This is a genomic window from Streptomyces sp. NPDC049687, assembly GCF_044465285.1.
Lineage (GTDB): Bacteria > Actinomycetota > Actinomycetes > Streptomycetales > Streptomycetaceae > Streptomyces.
Genome location: NZ_JBITLN010000006.1, coordinates 192,682 through 209,268, shown reverse-complemented (window position 1 = coordinate 209,268; position 16,587 = coordinate 192,682). Strand labels below are relative to the sequence as shown.

Below are 16,587 nucleotides of genomic sequence, written 5' to 3'. Positions count from 1 at the left end.
GCAGGTGGTTCAACAGGCTGCGCCATCACTGGGCCAATGGCTAAGCCGCGGCGGCCATCCCGGTACCACTGGAGGGCCAACGGACCACCGGATTCGCCGTGCGGCCGTACGGGTACCCGTGGGCCACCTTCGTACGACCCAGGAGGCCGCCATGCTGGATGACCCCGGCGCCCGGCTCTCGTTCCGAGAGCGCCTCGTGCTCAAGCACATCGAGAACGAGCTGCGGCGCGACCGCCGCCTGAACCGCTCGCTGCGCGCGGGCCCCGGGGTGCGGGCGCCCAGGCATGATCCCTGGCTGGCGACGGCGGTGACCCTGCTCGGGGCGGCCTCGGTCTTCCTCCTGGTGATCGGCATCCGTACCTCGGACCGCGCGGTGATCTGGGCCTTCGCCGCGGTCTGGTCGCTGACCCTGCTGCAGGCCTTCCGTCTGCTGTGCCGCTGGTCGAGGCCGCGCACCCACCACTGACCGCCTCAGGCGGCCGTGCTCAAAGCCTCCCGGCCCGGCAGCTCGGCCTCGCCCCGCTGCCTCGGCAGGGTCACCGTCGCCGGAACCCGGCGGCCCCGGGTGAGGAGACCGGCCCCGATCGCGCCGGCGACGAGCAGTCCGCCGCTGACGAGGGCGCCGCGGGCGCCGGCCAGTTCCATGAGCAGACCCAGGATCGGGGGGCCGCCGAGGCCCCACACCGTGCTGATGCTGCTCCATACGCCGAGCACTCGTCCCCGCAGGTGAGCGGGCGGGTCGGTCTGCAGGACGGCCGTGCCGGCGGTGTCCGACACGGACTCCACCACCGCCATCGGCAGGACCAGCACCAGCAGCACCGCCAGTGACGGGGACAGTCCCGCCGCCACCTGGAGCAGCCCGCCCGCGGCCGCCAGGGTGCCGACGACCCGGACCGAGGGCCGGTGCAGCCGGGCGCCGAGGACGGCTCCCAGGATGCCGCCGACGGCCAGCACGGTGGAGACGGTCCCGAAGGCCCCGGCGCCGCCCGCGAGCGGCCCGGTGACGAGGACGGCGAGGGTGAGACCGTAGTTGCGGCCGAAGACGGCGCTGATGCCGGAGATGCCCGCGAGCGCGACCAGGCGGGGCCGGCGTGCGAAGAACACCAGTCCCTCACGGATGGTCATCCCGGTCTCACGCTCGCCGGTGCGGGGCGCCGGAGCGGCCGGCGGCCGCACGGCGGCCCCCGGCGCGGGCCGCAGGAACGGGATCACCGAGGCGACGAGGACGAAGGACAGGCCGTTGGCGGCGTACGCGGCGGCCGTGCCGAGGAAGCCCACGGTCACACCGGCCAGGGCCGTGCCGGCGAGCCGGCCCGCGCTGTGCACCAGCGCGCCCACGCCGATGGCGGACGGGACGTCCTCCACGGGGACGAGGTCGTTGCCCAACAGGGCGCAGGCCGGCGCGTCGACGGTGGCGATGGTGCCGGTCACGGCGGCCAGGACCAGCAGGGAGGTCATGTCGAGCCGGTCCAGTGCCACCAGTACGGCGGTCGTGAAGGCGACCGCGCCGAGAAGGAGCTGGCTGACGGCGGCCGTCAGCCGACGCGGCCAGCGGTCGACGGCCGCGCCGCCCACCAGGCTCATGAAGAGGGCGGGGGCGGCCTGGACGGACATGGACAGGCCGGTGGCGGCGGCGGAGCCGGTGATCTGGAGCACGAGCAGGTTCTGCACCGTGAGCTGCATCCAGGTGCCGGTGTTGGACACGAGGTTCGCGACGGACCACCAGCGCATGCCGCGGTACCTCAGGGACCGCCACGGCGAGCGTGACGGCGCCTTGGCGGGCGCGGGGGGCGGGGCGAGGTCCGGGGCGGGGGCGGGGGCGGGAAGGGGTGCGGAAGACACAGTGCTGTACCCGAGGGCGAGTGGCGGTCGAAGAGCGCGGCGGAACCGAGGAACGCCGGCTGCACCGCGCGGCCGCTCCACCATGTCGGTCATGGCGCGGACCATCGTGGCAGACGGGGTGCGGGAGGCGACGGCAGTCGGGCACCCCGCGGAGCCGCCCAGAGGGCCAAATACCCCCGCTGGTTCGGCATTTGCCCTGGTGAGTGCGGTTGCTCACACGCTCGGCGCCCCCGTTGGATCATGCACGCCGCGTGGTGGAGCGTCGCTCACCGAGTCGCGTGCCGACCGGTACGCGTACACAATGGACATCAACGTGTGAACCCAACTGGCACGGCCTCCGTGCCGGTGCCGTCGGGAAAACGGCGGCGGTCAGGACGGTCCTGCCGCGTGGCGCGGACCGAGCGTCCTGCTTCATCCGATCTTTCACCTTCTGCACAGCAGTCTCCCCGCCGCTCCGGGCCTCACGCCCGTTCCCGGGCCTGTCCGCACGCGGCCGAAGGATTCCCATGACTGATGCGAACCCCTGCGTGTCGTGGCGCCGGGCCGCGGTGACCGGCGGTGCCGGCTTCCTCGGCAGCCATCTGTGCGAGCGCCTGCTGGATTCGGGTGTCGAAGTCGACTGTGTGGACAACCTGCTGTCCGGATCGCACGAGAACGTCGCCCATCTCGAGGACCGCCCCGGCTTCCGGTTCGTCCAGTGCGACGTGTCGGCACCGGAGTGCGTTCGGACCCTGACCGGGCCCTACGACCTGGTCCTGCACTTCGCCTGCTGCGCCTCCCCCGCCGACTACCTCCGGCTTCCCCTGGAGACACTGGACGCCGGCAGTCTGGGGACGCGCGCCATGCTGGCCGTGGCGGAGCGGGACCGGGCACGGTTCCTGCTGGCCTCGACGTCCGAGGTGTACGGCGATCCCCTCGTCCATCCGCAGCGCGAGGACTACTGGGGCAACGTCAATCCGGTGGGCCCCCGCAGTGTGTACGACGAGTCGAAACGGTTCGCGGAGGCCCTGGTCACCGCCCATGTGCGGGCCCGGGACACGGACGCGGGCATCGTACGGCTGTTCAATAGCTACGGTCCGCGCATGCGGGCCCACGACGGGCGTGCCGTGCCGACCTTCGTCTGTCAGGCCCTGGCCGGTGAACCGCTGACCGTGGCCGGGGACGGCCGGCAGACCCGGTCCCTGTGCTACGTGGACGACACGGTCGACGGCGTGCTGCTGGTGGCCGGGAGCCATTCCGTGCGCCCGGTGAACATCGGCGGTACCGACGAGGTCACGGTCGGCGACATCGCCCGCCGGATCGTGGAGCTGACGGGCTCGTCCTCGCGGATCGACTTCGTCGACCGTCCTGCCGACGATCCCCAGCGGCGCCGCCCGGACACCGCTCTGGCCCGCGAACTCCTGGGCTGGGAGCCGAAGGTGCCCTGGGAGGAAGGGATCAAGCAGACCATCGCCTACTTCGCCGCGACCCGGCCGGCCGAAGAACCGGCTCCGCAGGTCCGATGAGCCATCTCGCCGCCACGGAGGCACCGCATGCGTGTTCTGGGAATCAACGCCCTCTTCCACGACCCGGCCGCCGCTCTGGTCATGGACGGCAGGATCGTGGCGGCGGCGGAGGAGGAGCGCTTCAGCCGGCGTAAGCACGGCAAGCGGCCCGTCCCCTTCTCCGCGTGGGAACTGCCGGAACTCTCCGCCCGCTGGTGCCTGGACCGGGCCGGGCTCGCCCCGTCCGAACTGGACGCGGTGGCCTATGCGTACGATCCCGAACTCGCCCGCCCGGCCGACCGGTTGGGTCTGGACGACCCCTGGGACCAGCTCCGCCAGGAATACGCGCGCCGGGCCCCGGAGTTCCTCGCCGAGGCCCTGCCCGGCCTCGATCCGGCCAAGGTCCGCTTCGTCCCGCATCACGTGGCGCACGCCGCTTCGGCCGGGCAGGCGTCCCCGTATCCGGACTGCGCCGTCCTGGTACTGGACGGCCGGGGCGAGTGCGGCTCCCACCTCGCCGGCCGCTACGCGAACCGCGAACTCACCGTCCTCGGCACGCAGTCACTGCCCGACTCCCTGGGCCTGTTCTACGAGGAGCTCACCCAGCACCTCGGATTCCTGCGCAGCAGCGACGAGTTCAAGGTGATGGCGCTGGCTTCGTACGGCAGGCCGCGCTTCCTCGACGAGTTGCGCGAGTACGTCCGTCCGGACGGCCGGGGCGGCTTCCGGGCCCGGCCCGTCCCGTGGTCGTCGCTGACCCCGGCGCGGGCGCCCGGCGCCGCCTGGACGCAGCAGCACGCCGACGCCGCCGCGAGCGCCCAGGCGTGTCTGGAGGAGGTCCTGCTGGACCTGGCGCGGTGGCTGCACGACCGTACGGGCGAGGAGGTGCTGACGCTCGCGGGCGGGGTGGCGCTCAACTGCGTGGCCAACACCCGGCTGCACCGGGAAGGGCCGTTCCGCCGCATCTGGGTGCAGCCGGCCGCCGGGGACGCGGGCACCGCGCTCGGTGCCGCCCTGCACGTGGCCCAGGCCAAGGAGACGGTGGAGGCCATGCCGACCGCCGCCCTGGGACGCGGCTGGAGCGACGCCGAGCTGCGCGACTGGCTGGAGCGGGCGGCCGTACCGTACGAAGAGCCCGAGGACATCGCGGAGACGGTGGCCGAGGAACTGGCCGGGGACGGCATCGTGGCCTGGTTCCAGGGGCGCAGTGAGTACGGCCCGCGGGCGCTCGGCCACCGTTCGCTGCTGGCCCATCCGGGGCGCGGCGAGAACCTGGAACGCCTCAACGCCGTGAAGGGGCGGGAGGAGTTCCGTCCGGTCGCCCCGATGGTGCTGGCGGAGCGGGCCGCGGAGCTCTTCGACGGGCCGCTGCCCAGCCCCTACATGCTGTTCGTGCACGAGGTCGCCGCCGGATGGCGGGAGCGGATCCCGGCCGTCGTGCACGTGGACGGCACGGCCCGGATCCAGACCGTGGACCGGGCGGACGAGCCGCTGGTGGCCCGGATGATCGACGGGTTCGAGCGCCGGACCGGTCTGCCCGTGGTGGTCAACACCAGTCTGAACACCGCCGGACGGCCCATGGTCGACGACCCGCGGGACGCCCTGGAGTGCTTCGGGTCCGCGCCGGTGGACCTGCTGGCGCTGGGACCCTTCGCGGTGCGCCGGAGGCGGGTGTTCGCATGACGGACCCCCTCACCTACTCCGTGGTGATCCCGACGATCGGCCGGCCCTGCCTCGCCGACTGTCTGCGTGCCCTCGCCCAGGCGGGCGACGGGCCCCCGCCGCATGAGGTCGTCGTGGTCGACGACCGGCCGGAGCCCGTCGGGGAGTTGCCGCTGCACGCGGCAGGTGCGTTGCTCGACCGGGTACGCACCCTGCGGACCGGCGGCCGGGGTCCGGCGGCCGCCCGCAACGCGGGCTGGCGTTCGGTCACCACGCGGTGGACCGTCTTCCTGGACGACGACGTCCAGGTGCTGCCGGACTGGTCGCGGCGGCTCTCGGACGACCTGGCGGCGGCGGGTGCGGCCACGGGCGGCATCCAGGGGCGGCTGACCGTACCCCTGCCCGAGGACCGCAGGCCGACCGACTGGGAGCGGGGCACGGCGGGATTGGAGCAGGCCGCCTGGGCGACCGCCGACATGGCCTACCGGACGGTGGCGCTGGCGCAGGTCGGGGGCTTCGACGAGCGGTTCCGCCGGGCCTTCCGGGAGGACGCGGATCTGGCGCTGCGGGTGCGGGACGCGGGCTGGCGGCTGCGCAGGGGCCGGCGGACGACCCGTCATCCGGTCCGCCCCGCCGACCGCTGGGTGTCGGTGCGCGCCCAGCGCGGCAACGCCGACGACGTCCTGATGACCCGGCTGCACGGCCGCGACTGGTGGACGCGCGCCGAGGCGCCCCGCGGCCGGCTCCGCCGGCACACCCTCGTCACCGCCGCCGCGCTCACCGCGCTCACCTGCGCCCTGACCGGCCGGCGCGCGGCCGCCGGGGTCGCCGGTGCCGTATGGGCGCTGGGCACCGCCGAGTTCGCCCTGGCCCGCATCGGGCCGGGTCCGCGCACCCGGCGGGAGACCGCCACCATGGTGACCACCAGCGTGGTCATCCCGCCGCTGGCGGTCCGCCACTGGCTCCACGGCCTGGTACGCCACCGCCGGGCCACACGGCTGGAGAGTCTGCCCGAGGCCCCCGCACCCGGCGCGCCACCGGGGAGCGCGCCGTGAACCGGGTCGCCGCCGTCCTCTTCGACCGCGACGGCACGCTCGTCGAGGACGTCCCCTACAACGGCGACCCCGGCCGGGTACGGCCCGTGCCGGGCGCCCGGCACGCCCTGGACCTGCTGCGTGCGGCGGGCATCGCCACCGGGGTCGTCAGCAACCAGTCGGGAGTCGGGCGCGGGCTGCTCACGCACGCTCAGGTCCGGCGGGTCAACGAGCGCGCGGACGCCCTGCTCGGCGGCCTCGGCGCCTGGGTGTACTGCCCGCACGCCCCCGCCGCCCGCTGTGCCTGCCGCAAGCCCCGGCCCGGGCTGGTGCTCGAGGCGGCCCGGCGGCTGGGCGTGGCGCCGCGCGACTGTGTGGTGATCGGTGACATCGGCGCCGATGTGCTGGCCGCCCGTGCGGCGGGCGCGCGGGGCGTGCTGGTGCCGACGGCGGCGACGCTCCCCGAGGAGGTCGAGGCGGCGCCCCGCACCGCCCCCGACCTGCTGACGGCGGTGCGTCTCATCCTGGGCGACAGCGGGGGTGAGCGGTCGTGAGGTCACTGGTCGTACGGCTCGACAGCTTCGGTGACGTCCTGCTGGCCGGGCCCGCCGTCCGCGCGGTCGCCGCGCACAGCTCCCGTGTGACGCTGCTCTGCGGCCCGCTCGGCGAACCGGCCGCACGGATGCTGCCCGGTGTCGACGAGGTGCTCGTGTGGGCGGCGCCCTGGGAGGGCTTCGATCCGCCCTCCGTGCCGGAGGCGGACGTCGACGGCCTGGTACGGCGGCTGCGGCGGGCCGCGTTCGACACCGCGCTCGTGCTCACCTCCTTCCATCAGAGCCCGCTGCCGACCGCGCTGCTGCTGCGGCTGGCCGGCGTGCCGAGGATCGGCGCCGACAGCGTCGACCACCCGGGCCGGCTGCTCGACGTGCGGCACCGGCGGCTGCCCGGCCGGCACGAGGTGGAGGCCGCGCTCGACACTGCGGCCGCGATGGGTTTCCTCCCGCCGCCCGGGGACGACGGCCGGCTGCGGGTCGTGCCGTCGCCCGACACCGCCTCGCTCACGGGCAACGGTCCGTACGTCGTCCTCCACCCCGGCGCGAGCGCGCCCGCCCGCGCCTGGAGTCCCGGACGCTGCGCGGAGGCCGTGGCACTGCTCGCCGACGCCGGCCACCGGGTCGTCGTCACCGGCGGCCCCGGCGAGACGGAGCTGACCCGGCGGGTGAGCGGGGACACCGCGGTGGACCTGGGCGGCAGGACCGACCCCTGCACCCTGGCGGGCGTGCTGCGCGCGGCCGGGGTCGTGGTCAGCGGCAACACCGGCCCGGCGCATCTGGCCGCGGCCGTCGGGACCCCGGTCGTGTCGCTGTTCGCGCCCGTCGTCCCGGCGGAGCGCTGGGCGCCTTACGGGGTGCCGAGCGTGGTGCTCGGCGACCAGCACGCGCCGTGCGCGGACAGCAGGGCCCTGCGGTGTCCCGTGCCGGGTCATCCCTGCCTTGAGGAGGTCACGGGGACCGACGTGGTGGCGGCCGTCCAGAAGCTGCTCAAGGAGAGCTCATGAACCAGGAGCACGGGAACGAGGTGAGCGCATGAACATCCTGGTCTGGCATGTGCACGGTTCGTGGCTGACCTCGTTGGTGCAGGGGCCGTACGACTTCCTCGTCCCGGTGACACCCGATCGCGGACCGAACGGGCTGGGGCGGGCCAGAACCTGGCAATGGCCGCCGACGGTACGGGAGGTGAGCCCGGAGGAGCTGCGCGAGGCACCCGTCGATCTCATGGTGCTGCAACGGCCGCACGAGCTCGCGCTGGCCCGGCGGTGGACGGGCCGCCGGCCGGGCGTCGACGTGCCCGCGGTGTACGTCGAGCACAACAGCCCGCATGAGTCGGCGGTCGACACCCGGCACCCGCTCGCCGACCGGACCGACATCCCGCTCGTGCACGTCACCCACTTCAATCGTCTGATGTGGGACAACGGCCGGGCGCCGACCGAGGTGATCGAGCACGGGATCATCGACCCCGGCCCCCTGTGGACCGGCGAGGAGCCGCGTGCGGCCGTCGTCGTCAACGACCCCGTACGACGCGGCCGTACGACCGGGACGGATCTGTTGCCGGCGTTCGCGCGCACGGTCCCGCTGGAGGTCTTCGGCATGCGCACCGGAGGACTCGCCGACCATCTGGGGCTGTCCCCCGGTCGCTGCCGCAGCCATGACCTGCCCCAGGGCGAGCTGCACCCGGCGATGGCCCGTTGCCGGCTGTATCTGCACCCGGTCCGGTGGACGTCGCTCGGGCTGTCCCTGCTGGAGGCCATGTTCCTCGGGATGCCGGTGGTCGCGCTGGACACGACCGAGGTGCGGGAGGCCGTGCCCGAGGAGGCGGGTGTGGTCTCCAACCGCTTCGACGTCCTCGAGGACGCCGTCCGCCGGTTCCTCGTGGATCCCGTCCACGCCCGGCTGACCGGGGAGGCCGCCAGGGCCGCGGCACAGGCCCGCTACTCGGAACGCCGTTTCCTGGACGACTGGGAACGCCTGATCAAGGAGGTCACCCCATGAGCCGCAGCCATCGACCGGCCGGCCGCGTCGCCATGGTCTCCGAGCACGCCAGCCCCCTGGCCGAGCTCGGCGGCCCGGACGCGGGCGGCCAGAACGTGTACGTGGCCCAGCTCGCCGGGCAGTTGGCGCGCCGGGGCCACGAAGTCGTCGTCTACACCCGGCGCGACGATCCGGGGCTGCCGGAACGCGTCGTGACGGACGACGGTGTGCAGGTCGTCCATGTGCCCGCCGGACCGCCGGCACCGATACCGAAGGACGAACTCCTGCCGTACATGCGCGAGTTCGGGGCCTGGCTGGGACGACGGTGGGAGGCGGAGCCGCCCGACGTGGTGCACGCGCACTTCTGGATGTCGGGCATGGCAGCGGTGGCCGGGGCGCGCGCCCCGGGTGTGCCCGTGGTGCAGACGTACCACGCGCTCGGCACGGTGAAGAAGCGTTACCAGGGCGCCGCCGACACCAGCCCGCCCGAGCGGATCGCGATCGAGACGGCCGTGGGACGGGAGTGCGCGGGCATCATCGCCACCTGCGAGGACGAGCTGGCAGAACTCGAGGCGATGGGCCTGTCCCGCCGGAAGGTCCATGTCGTGCCGTGCGGGGTGGATCCCGAGCGGTTCGCGCCGGTCGCGGGAGCCCGGCGGGCCGCTTCGGCACCCCGGCGGCTGCTCACCGTCGGCCGCCTCGTGCCCCGCAAGGGCTTCGACCGGGCGATCCGCGCCCTCGCGCGGGTGCCCGACGCCGAACTCCTGGTCGCGGGCGGGCCCGAACCGGCCCTGCTCGGCGCGGAACCGGAGGCGGAGCGGCTGTGGGCGATCGCCGAGGATTGCGGGGTGGCGGACCGGGTGACGCTGCTGGGCGGGGTGAGCCGGGCGCGGATGCCCCGGCTGATGTCCGGCGCGGACCTGGTGCTGTCCGTGCCCCGCTACGAGCCGTTCGGCATCGTCCCCGTCGAGGCCATGGCGTGCTGCGCGCCCGTTCTGGCCACCGCCGTCGGCGGGCAGCTCGACACCGTCGTGGACGGCGTCACCGGCGTCCTGGTGCCCTCCGACGACGACTACGACCTCGGCGGGACCATCCGGGACCTGCTCGACGACCCGGTCCGGCTCGGCCGGTACGGCGCCGCCGGCCGACGCCGCGTCCTCGCGCAGTACACCTGGGACCGCGTGGCCGACGCGGTGACCCGGGTCTACGGTGCCGTGTCCGCCGTCCCCTCGCTCTCGGGAGTCGCCCGATGAAACTCGCCACCGAGGTCACCCACTGCGACGACCTGATGAAGGCCCTCGACGGATTCCGCCGGTACGCCTCCCCCGTGCTGAGGCGCTGGGGCGCCGACCTCGCCGACCGGCTCGGCTCGGGCGCCCGGCTGCTCGTCGCCGGCAACGGCGGCAGCGCGGCCCAGGCCCAGCACCTGACCGCCGAGCTGGTGGGCCGCTACCGCGACGACCGCCCGCCGTTCTCCGCGCTGTCTCTGCACGCCGACACCTCCTCGACCACCGCCATCGCCAACGACTACGGCGTGCAGGAGATCTTCGCCCGGCAGGTCGCGGCGCACGGACGGGCCGGGGACGTGCTGATGCTGCTGTCGACCAGCGGCGCCAGCGAGAATCTGCTCGTCGCCGCGGAGGAGGCCCGGCGCCTGGGCATGACCGTCCGGGTGCTGACCGGTCCGGCACCCAATCCGCTGCAGAGGGCCGGGGACGAGGCGCTGTGCGTGGACGCTGCGACGGCCGCCACCGTCCAGGAGCTGCATCTGGTGGCCGTGCACATGCTCTGCGAGTCCTTCGACGCGGCCGTGGGGAGACTGCGGCCGTCCGTGGACCGGCGGTGGACGGACCCCGTGACGGAGGGGGACGGCATATGAGGACCCCGGCCCCGCTGCTGGTCGTGGGGGACGCGTTGCTCGACCACGACCTGTGCGGCCGCGCCGAGCGCCTGGCGCCCGACGCGCCCGTGCCGGTGGTCAGCGCGGCCCGGCGCACGTCCCGGCCCGGCGGAGCCGCCCTCGCCGCCTGGCTGGCCGCGGCCGACGGCCGTCCCGTCACCCTCGTCACCGCGTTGGGCGACGACGAGGCCAGCGAGGCTCTGGTCCGGCTGCTGGCGGGACGGGTGCGTCTCATCCGGCTGCCGCTGACCGGCACGCTGTCCAGCAAGACCCGGATCCTCGCCCAGGGCAGGCCGCTGCTGCGCCTGGACGACGGCGAGGGCAGTGCGGAGGAGGCGACGGAGGAGGCGTGCCGGGCGGTGGCCGAGGCGCGTGCCGTCCTGGTCGCCGACTACGGCCGCGGCACCGCCGACGTCCTGCGCGAGGCGCTGACGGCAGCGGCGGCACGGGTCCCGGTGGTCTGGGACCCGCACCCGCGAGGCAACCCCCCGGTACCCGGCGTCCGCCTCGCCACCCCCTCGGCGACGGAGGCACGCGGCTTCGCCGCCCGGCTGGAGGGCGGCGGCGACCGGGACGGCGACACCCCGCGGGACGCCGGCAGGCCGGGGGCGGCGGCCGGGGAGCCCGGGAGTCCCGGCGGTGGGCTGCAGGGTGCCGCTCGGGACGCCGGGAGGCTCGTGCGGGGCTGGCGGGTGGCCTCGGTGGCCGTCACGCTGGGCGGGCGGGGCGCGCTGTTGTCGCACGGGGAGACCCCGCTGCTGGTGCCGTCACCGGTCACCGCCGAGGGTGACGCCTGCGGCGCGGGTGACCGGCTCGCGGCCACCGCGGCCGGGCTGCTGGCGGACGGCGAGCTCACCGAGACCGCCGTCCGGGCCGCCGTGCACGCCGCCACGCGGTACGTGGCCGAGGGTGGTGTCCGCTCGCTCGCGGTGGATGCCGCGCCGTCCGCGGACCGGCCGGACTGCGGTGAGCCGACGGACGACGCCCTGCGCACGGCCGCCCGGGTGCGGGCCGCCGGCGGGACCGTCGTGGCCGCCGGCGGCTGCTTCGACCTGCTGCACGCCGGCCATGTGGCCCTGCTGCAGGCTGCCCGCCGGGCCGGCGACTGCCTGGTGGTGTGCGTCAACTCGGACGCGTCGGTGCGCCGCCGCAAGGGCGCCGGCCGGCCCCTCGTGCCGCTGGCGGACCGGGTGCGGGTGCTGCGGGCGCTGGAGTGCGTGGACGCGGTCGCCGTGTTCGAGGAGGACACGCCCGAGCGGCTGCTCGGCGAGCTGCGTCCGCACATCTGGGCCAAGGGCGGCGACTACGCCCTGTCCCGGCTGCCGGAGGCGTCACTGGTGGAGAGCTGGGGAGGGCAGGTCGTCCTGTTCCCCTATCTGGACGGCCGCTCCACCACCGGCATCGCACGCCGTGCCGCCTCGAGCCCGCGTCCTGTCCACACCGCGGGTCGGAGACGACCGTGATCGGGCGGTCGGTGCCGCGTCCCACGGCCCCCGCGGGCCGGCCCGATGCGCCCCGGCTGCTGGTGCTGCGGGCGCTGGGGCTGGGCGATCTCCTCGCGGGGGTGCCGGCGCTGCGCGGGGTGCGCCGGGCCTTCCCGGGCCATCACGTCGTCCTGGCCCTACCCGCCGCGCTCGAAGAGGCCGCGCTTGCCACCGGGGCCGTCGACGCCGTGCTGCCGGCCGAGGCCCCGGCCCGGGGCGTACCGGCGCTGGACGGCTGGCGGGGCCCGCCCCCGGACGTGGCCATCGACCTGCACGGCAACGGACCGGAGAGCCGCGACGCGCTCGCCGCCCTCGCACCCCGCCGGCTGCTGGCCCACGCCCACCCGGACCCGTCGCTCCCCCGCCCGCCGGTCTGGTGTCCGCACGAGCACGAGCGCGCACGCTGGTGTCGCTTCCTCGGGGCGTACGGCATCGCCGCGGACCCCGACGACGTACGGCTGCCCATGCCCGCAGCGGCGTCACCGGCGCCCGGCGCGGTGGTCGTACATCCCGGTGCGGAGTCGGCGTCCCGCCGCTGGCCTGCCGGACGCTTCGCCCTCCTCGCCCGGCGGCTGCGGGCGGCCGGCCACCGCGTCGTCGTCACCGGCGGCCCGAAGGAGGACGCGCTCGTCCTGGACGTCGCGGCGCGCGGGGGGGTGCCGGTGCGGGACGTGCTGCGCGGCGGGCTGCCGTTCGGCGAGCTGTCGGCCCTGGTGGCCCGTGCCTCGCTCGTCGTCAGCGGCGACACCGGCCTCGCGCATCTCGCCGTGGCCCACGCGACGCCGTCCGTGACGCTCTTCGGCCCGGTGTCGCCCCGCCTGTGGGGCCCGCCCCGCGATCCTCGGCACCTCGCCCTGTGGAAGCCCGGACCGCCCGGCGACCCGCACGGCGTCCTCCCAGACCCCCAGTTGCTGCGGATCGGCGCCGGGGAGGTCACGGCCGCGTCCCTGACCCTGCTGTCCCCGCTGCGCGTCCGGAACGGGTGAGGGGCACTCCCCGGTGTTCTCCGCGCACTGCGCGCGTCCGTGGTCACGTCCGCGCGCCACGGCCTCGGCGTTCGGCGGCCGTGTGCAGGGCGTGCAGCACGTCGGCGTCGGTGAGCTGCTCGAAGTCCTCGTACCAGAGACCGACGGCCATGAAGACGGACGGCTGTTGGAGACAGATCACCTCGTCAGCCTCGGGCCGGAGCAGGTCCACCGCCTCGGGGGAGCCGACCGGCACGGCGAGGACCGTGCGGTGGGGCGCGGCGCGCCGCAGGGAGCGAAGCGCGGCACGGGCCGTACCTCCGGTCGCCAGGCCGTCGTCGACGACGATCGCGGTGCGTCCTCGCAGGTCGAGGGCGGGCAGGCCTTGGCGGTAGAGCCGCTCACGGCGCTGGAGTTCGGCGCGCTCCCGCACTACCACCGGGGCGAGGTCGCGAGGGGTGAGGCCGAGTCGGTCGAGGGCGTCGTCGTCGAAGAGGGGTTCGTCGTCGCCGACGAGCGCGCCGACGCCGAGCTCCCGCTGGAACGGGGCGCCGATCTTCCGTACGACGAGCACGTCGAGCGGGGCGCCGAGCGCCCGGGCGACCTCCTCGGCCACGGCCACGCCGCCCCGGGGCAGGGCGAGGACGACGGGGTCGGGCAGTTCGCCCTTCTCCTGCCGGGTCCGCAGCACTCCGGCCAGCTCACGTCCGGCCTGCCCGCGGTCACGGAACTGCATGGCGACCGCCACTCCTTCCGATCAGTCCCCCCACGCCTCGAGCGGTACGGACCTCAGACGGTCGTCGCACCACTGCGTCGCCGCCTCGGCGACCTGCTCCAGCGCGCCGGGCTCCTCGAAGAGGTGGGTGGCGCCCGGCACCACATGGAGGGCGGACGGGGCGCTCAGCCGGCGGGCCGCCTCCCGGTTCAGGCGCAGCACTTCGGTGTCCCGGCCGCCCACGAGCAGCAGCACCGGTGCCCGGACACGGTCGAGGGCGGCGTCCGCCAGGTCGGGCCGCCCGCCGCGGGAGATCACGGTCAGCACCCGGTCCGGCCGCTCTGCGGCGGCCACCAGGGCCGCTGCCGCGCCGGTGCTGGCGCCGAACAGGACGACGGGGAGCACCCCGGTCTCGTGTTGTGCGGCCAGCCAGTCCATGACGGCGACCACACGGCGGCCCAGCAGCGGGATGTCGAAGCGGTGGACGCCCGTCGCGGCGTCCTCGCGGTCCTCGTCCTCGGTGAGCAGGTCGATCAGCAGGGTGCCCAGACCGGCGGTGCGCAGTTCGGCGGCGACCATGCGGTTGCGGGGGCTGTGCCGGGAGCTTCCGCTGCCGTGGGCGAACAGCACCATGGCCCGGGCCGGCGTCGGTGCGACGAGGTCACCCGCGAGCGCCGCGTCGTCGACGGGCACGCGGACCAGCTGGGAGAGCATGGCGGTCATCTTCTTTCTCGGGCCGGTGCCGGGGCGCCACTCGTGCCCCACCCGGCGCCGGCACGCTGTCCGGGTATCCAGACTGCGGCCGGTCAACCCGGGTACCCGTGGCGGTGACACGACCGATTCGGACACCCTGGCCGCCGTGGCGGCCCGGGACGGGTGGTGGCGGGCATGGTGGGCGACCTGGACGACGAGCGGCAGGCACGGAGGCAGGGCGAGAGCGGCCACCGGACGGTGCCGCACCCCACCGACATCCGTGTCGACGCGTGGGGCACGAGCCGCGAGCGCTGTCTGGTGGAGGCGGCCCTGGGGATGGTGGAGTGCTTCGCCGACGTCACGGCGGTGCGGCCCACCGCCGTGGAGCGGATCCAGCTCGCGGAGGCCGCCGACGACGATCTGCTGAGCGCGTTGCTGGACGAGGTCGCGCACCGGCTGGAGGTACGCGGGCAGGTGCCCGTGGACCTGGAGGCGGAGGCCACGGACAGCGGGCTCGACGTGCGGCTGGCGGTCGCCGCGCTGGCGGACGTGAAGATCGTCGGCTCGGTGCCGACGTCCGTGGCCTGGCACGAGCTGCGCATGGGGCCGGATCCGTACGGCTGGTCGTGCGCGGTGACCGTCGGCAGGTGAGGCGTACGGTGGGGGCGTGGGCGGCGGTGTGGTGACGCTGTTCCTGTGTGGCGATGTGATGCTGGGGCGCGGCGTCGATCAGATCCTGGCGCATCCGGGCAGTCCTCGGCTGCGGGAGGAGTATGTCGCGGACGCCCGGGACTACGTCCGGCTGGCGGAGGCGGTGCACGGGCCGGTCCCCGTGCCCGTGCCGGTGTCCTGGCCGTGGGGCGAGGCACTGCGGGTGCTCGACGAGGCCGGTCCGGATGTCCGGGTGGTGAACCTGGAGACCTCCGTCACGCGGTGCGAGGCGTTCGCGCCCGGCAAGGCGGTGCACTACCGGATGCACCCGGCCAACCTGCCCGCTCTCACGGTGGCCCGGCCCGACGTGTGCGTCCTGGCCAACAACCATGTGCTGGACTTCGACCGCCCGGGCCTGGCGGAGACCCTCGACTCGCTGGGCGCGGCGGGCCTGCGGACGGCGGGTGCGGGACGGGGGCCCGACGAGGCCTACGCGCCCGCCGAGGTGCCGGTGCCGGGCGGTGGCCGGGTGCTGGTGTTCGCGCTGGGAGCGAGCTCCAGCGGCATACCGCCCGACTGGGCGGCGACCCCGACCCTGCCCGGCGTCGCCTACCTGCCCGAACTGTCGGCGGGCACCGCCGCCGCGGTGGTCCGGCGTGTACGCCGGGCGAAACGCGCGGGCGACCTCGCCGTCGTGTCGGTGCACTGGGGCTCCAACTGGGGCTACCGGGTGTCCCGCGATCAGGTCCGCTTCGCCCGTGCCCTGGTGGACGGCGGGGTGGACCTCGTCCACGGCCACTCCTCCCACCATCCGCGCCCCGTCGAGGTCTACCGCGACCGCCTCGTTCTGCACGGCTGCGGCGACTTCATCGACGACTACGAGGGCATCTCCGGCTACCCGGAGTACCGCGACGACCTGCGCATCGCCTACCTCGTGCGGGTCGCGGCGGACACGGGCCGACTGGCGGGGCTGCGGATGGTGCCCCTGCGGGCACGGCGTATGCGGCTCGAGCCCGCCCCGGCCGCGGACCGCGCCTGGCTCACCACGACCCTGAACCGGATCAGCGGGGGCGTCCGTATCACCCAGGCCCCGGACGGCACGCTCGCCCTGGCGCACCCGGGGGCGACCGGTCGGTGAGCCGACGGCGGCGCCGCGCAGAGGCGCGGCCGCTCACCTCCCGCCCGGCCCGCCCCCGCCGAACGAGCCGCTGGAGCCGGGTTCCCAGCGCGGACGGGTCTGGTCCTCGCTGCGTTTGGTGCCCGAGGGATTGAGCTGGTGGGGGGTGAGGCGCTCGCCGTCGGCGGCCCGGGGCACCTCGTCGGGTTCCCGGATCTCGCGCTCGTCGTGGGGGGAGCCGGACGCCGGAGGGGTGGGCTGCCTGCTGGGGGGCCGGCCGGGCTGCTGTTCTCGGCGTCGGACCTTGGTGCCGAGGCGTACGGCCCAGATCAGCGCACCGGTGATCACCACACCACCGACGAGCACGGCCACCACGCCGAACACGGAACTCGCCGCCGCCGCTTCGTAGGTCATCTGCATGGCTGGCGGGTACCCGCGCACGCCGGGTGCATCCCCCCGCGGACCACCCGGCACCCTGACGGCGGACAGGAGGCGTGGCGCGGCCGGATCGG

At 75.2% G+C, this 16,587-nt stretch carries 17 protein-coding genes; 13 read left to right on the top strand and 4 right to left on the bottom strand.

Going from position 1 to position 16,587, the window contains the following annotated elements; genetic code table 11:
- Window positions 1-151 precede the first annotated feature (151 nt).
- Window positions 152-466 carry a DUF3040 domain-containing protein gene (locus tag ACIBVL_RS20450; protein ID WP_399098617.1) on the top strand — a complete coding sequence of 105 codons (315 nt, stop codon included), beginning with the start codon at window positions 152-154 and terminating at the stop codon, window positions 464-466.
- Between the two features lie 5 nt (window positions 467-471).
- Here the strand turns inward: ACIBVL_RS20450 and ACIBVL_RS20445 are convergent, their stop codons facing one another.
- The gene (locus tag ACIBVL_RS20445; protein ID WP_399098616.1) at window positions 472-1,731 is read right to left on the bottom strand and encodes an MFS transporter; all 1,260 of its coding nucleotides are present in this window, start codon (window positions 1,729-1,731) and stop codon (window positions 472-474) included.
- A 617-nt stretch (window positions 1,732-2,348) separates the two neighbouring features.
- Between ACIBVL_RS20445 and ACIBVL_RS20440 the strand changes: the two genes are divergently transcribed.
- The 10 genes from ACIBVL_RS20440 to ACIBVL_RS20395 are packed head-to-tail and all read left to right on the top strand — an operon-like array spanning window position 2,349 to window position 12,920.
- Window positions 2,349-3,347 (top strand): NAD-dependent epimerase/dehydratase family protein, encoded by a 999-nt coding sequence (locus ACIBVL_RS20440; RefSeq protein WP_399098615.1) that lies wholly within the window; start codon window positions 2,349-2,351, stop codon window positions 3,345-3,347.
- A gap of 27 nt (window positions 3,348-3,374) precedes the next feature.
- Window positions 3,375-5,009 carry a carbamoyltransferase gene (locus tag ACIBVL_RS20435; RefSeq protein WP_399098614.1) on the top strand — a complete coding sequence of 545 codons (1,635 nt, stop codon included), beginning with the start codon at window positions 3,375-3,377 and terminating at the stop codon, window positions 5,007-5,009.
- Window positions 5,006-6,043, top strand: a complete 1,038-nt coding sequence (locus tag ACIBVL_RS20430; RefSeq protein WP_399098613.1) for a glycosyltransferase family 2 protein — start codon at window positions 5,006-5,008, stop codon at window positions 6,041-6,043. The genes ACIBVL_RS20435 and ACIBVL_RS20430 overlap by 4 nt, the downstream gene beginning before the upstream one ends.
- Entirely contained in the window at window positions 6,040-6,576 is a 537-nt protein-coding gene (locus ACIBVL_RS20425; RefSeq protein ID WP_399098612.1) for a D-glycero-alpha-D-manno-heptose-1,7-bisphosphate 7-phosphatase, read from the top strand. Before ACIBVL_RS20430 ends, ACIBVL_RS20425 begins: the two co-directional genes overlap by 4 nt.
- The gene (locus ACIBVL_RS20420; protein ID WP_399098611.1) at window positions 6,573-7,580 is read left to right on the top strand and encodes a glycosyltransferase family 9 protein; all 1,008 of its coding nucleotides are present in this window, start codon (window positions 6,573-6,575) and stop codon (window positions 7,578-7,580) included. The genes ACIBVL_RS20425 and ACIBVL_RS20420 overlap by 4 nt, the downstream gene beginning before the upstream one ends.
- 28 nt (window positions 7,581-7,608) lie before the next feature.
- Window positions 7,609-8,571 (top strand): glycosyltransferase, encoded by a 963-nt coding sequence (locus ACIBVL_RS20415; RefSeq protein ID WP_399098610.1) that lies wholly within the window; start codon window positions 7,609-7,611, stop codon window positions 8,569-8,571.
- Window positions 8,568-9,803, top strand: a complete 1,236-nt coding sequence (locus tag ACIBVL_RS20410; RefSeq protein WP_399098609.1) for a glycosyltransferase — start codon at window positions 8,568-8,570, stop codon at window positions 9,801-9,803. The genes ACIBVL_RS20415 and ACIBVL_RS20410 overlap by 4 nt, the downstream gene beginning before the upstream one ends.
- Window positions 9,800-10,429, top strand: coding sequence for an SIS domain-containing protein (locus ACIBVL_RS20405; protein WP_399098608.1), 630 nt, complete (start codon window positions 9,800-9,802; stop codon window positions 10,427-10,429). The genes ACIBVL_RS20410 and ACIBVL_RS20405 overlap by 4 nt, the downstream gene beginning before the upstream one ends.
- Window positions 10,426-11,913 carry a D-glycero-beta-D-manno-heptose 1-phosphate adenylyltransferase gene (gene rfaE2 / locus ACIBVL_RS20400; protein ID WP_399098607.1) on the top strand — a complete coding sequence of 496 codons (1,488 nt, stop codon included), beginning with the start codon at window positions 10,426-10,428 and terminating at the stop codon, window positions 11,911-11,913. The genes ACIBVL_RS20405 and rfaE2 overlap by 4 nt, the downstream gene beginning before the upstream one ends.
- Before the next feature lie 11 nt (window positions 11,914-11,924).
- Entirely contained in the window at window positions 11,925-12,920 is a 996-nt protein-coding gene (locus ACIBVL_RS20395; RefSeq protein WP_399098606.1) for a glycosyltransferase family 9 protein, read from the top strand.
- Window positions 12,921-12,963: 43 nt separating this feature from the next.
- On the opposite strand, the gene ACIBVL_RS20390 is transcribed toward ACIBVL_RS20395, so the two are convergent.
- Entirely contained in the window at window positions 12,964-13,635 is a 672-nt protein-coding gene (locus tag ACIBVL_RS20390; RefSeq protein WP_399098605.1) for a phosphoribosyltransferase, read from the bottom strand.
- A gap of 21 nt (window positions 13,636-13,656) precedes the next feature.
- On the bottom strand, window positions 13,657-14,328 hold the full coding sequence (locus ACIBVL_RS20385) for a dienelactone hydrolase family protein (RefSeq protein WP_399098870.1): 672 nt from the start codon (window positions 14,326-14,328) through the stop codon (window positions 13,657-13,659).
- A 174-nt stretch (window positions 14,329-14,502) separates the two neighbouring features.
- Between ACIBVL_RS20385 and ACIBVL_RS20380 the strand changes: the two genes are divergently transcribed.
- Complete coding sequence (locus ACIBVL_RS20380) at window positions 14,503-14,958, top strand: archease (protein ID WP_399098604.1); 456 nt, start codon at window positions 14,503-14,505, stop codon at window positions 14,956-14,958.
- Window positions 14,959-14,974: 16 nt separating this feature from the next.
- Window positions 14,975-16,096 carry a CapA family protein gene (locus ACIBVL_RS20375; RefSeq protein ID WP_399098603.1) on the top strand — a complete coding sequence of 374 codons (1,122 nt, stop codon included), beginning with the start codon at window positions 14,975-14,977 and terminating at the stop codon, window positions 16,094-16,096.
- Between the two features lie 33 nt (window positions 16,097-16,129).
- Here the strand turns inward: ACIBVL_RS20375 and ACIBVL_RS20370 are convergent, their stop codons facing one another.
- Window positions 16,130-16,495 (bottom strand): DUF6479 family protein, encoded by a 366-nt coding sequence (locus tag ACIBVL_RS20370; protein WP_399098602.1) that lies wholly within the window; start codon window positions 16,493-16,495, stop codon window positions 16,130-16,132.
- Window positions 16,496-16,587: the final 92 nt, after the last annotated feature.

Bases quoted from the DNA above. Each gene is read 5' to 3' on its own strand.
- rfaE2 (WP_399098607.1), top strand. From the start codon at position 10,426: ATGAGGACCCCGGCCCCGCTGCTGGTCGTGGGGGACGCGTTGCTCGAC.
- ACIBVL_RS20390 (WP_399098605.1), bottom strand. From the start codon at position 13,635: ATGCAGTTCCGTGACCGCGGGCAGGCCGGACGTGAGCTGGCCGGAGTG.
- ACIBVL_RS20435 (WP_399098614.1), top strand. From the start codon at position 3,375: ATGCGTGTTCTGGGAATCAACGCCCTCTTCCACGACCCGGCCGCCGCT.
- ACIBVL_RS20440 (WP_399098615.1), top strand. From the start codon at position 2,349: ATGACTGATGCGAACCCCTGCGTGTCGTGGCGCCGGGCCGCGGTGACC.
- ACIBVL_RS20415 (WP_399098610.1), top strand. From the start codon at position 7,609: ATGAACATCCTGGTCTGGCATGTGCACGGTTCGTGGCTGACCTCGTTG.
- ACIBVL_RS20445 (WP_399098616.1), bottom strand. From the start codon at position 1,731: ATGCGCTGGTGGTCCGTCGCGAACCTCGTGTCCAACACCGGCACCTGG.
- ACIBVL_RS20450 (WP_399098617.1), top strand. From the start codon at position 152: ATGCTGGATGACCCCGGCGCCCGGCTCTCGTTCCGAGAGCGCCTCGTG.
- ACIBVL_RS20385 (WP_399098870.1), bottom strand. From the start codon at position 14,328: ATGCTCTCCCAGCTGGTCCGCGTGCCCGTCGACGACGCGGCGCTCGCG.
- ACIBVL_RS20380 (WP_399098604.1), top strand. From the start codon at position 14,503: ATGGTGGGCGACCTGGACGACGAGCGGCAGGCACGGAGGCAGGGCGAG.
- ACIBVL_RS20370 (WP_399098602.1), bottom strand. From the start codon at position 16,495: ATGCAGATGACCTACGAAGCGGCGGCGGCGAGTTCCGTGTTCGGCGTG.
- ACIBVL_RS20410 (WP_399098609.1), top strand. From the start codon at position 8,568: ATGAGCCGCAGCCATCGACCGGCCGGCCGCGTCGCCATGGTCTCCGAG.
- ACIBVL_RS20430 (WP_399098613.1), top strand. From the start codon at position 5,006: ATGACGGACCCCCTCACCTACTCCGTGGTGATCCCGACGATCGGCCGG.
- ACIBVL_RS20405 (WP_399098608.1), top strand. From the start codon at position 9,800: ATGAAACTCGCCACCGAGGTCACCCACTGCGACGACCTGATGAAGGCC.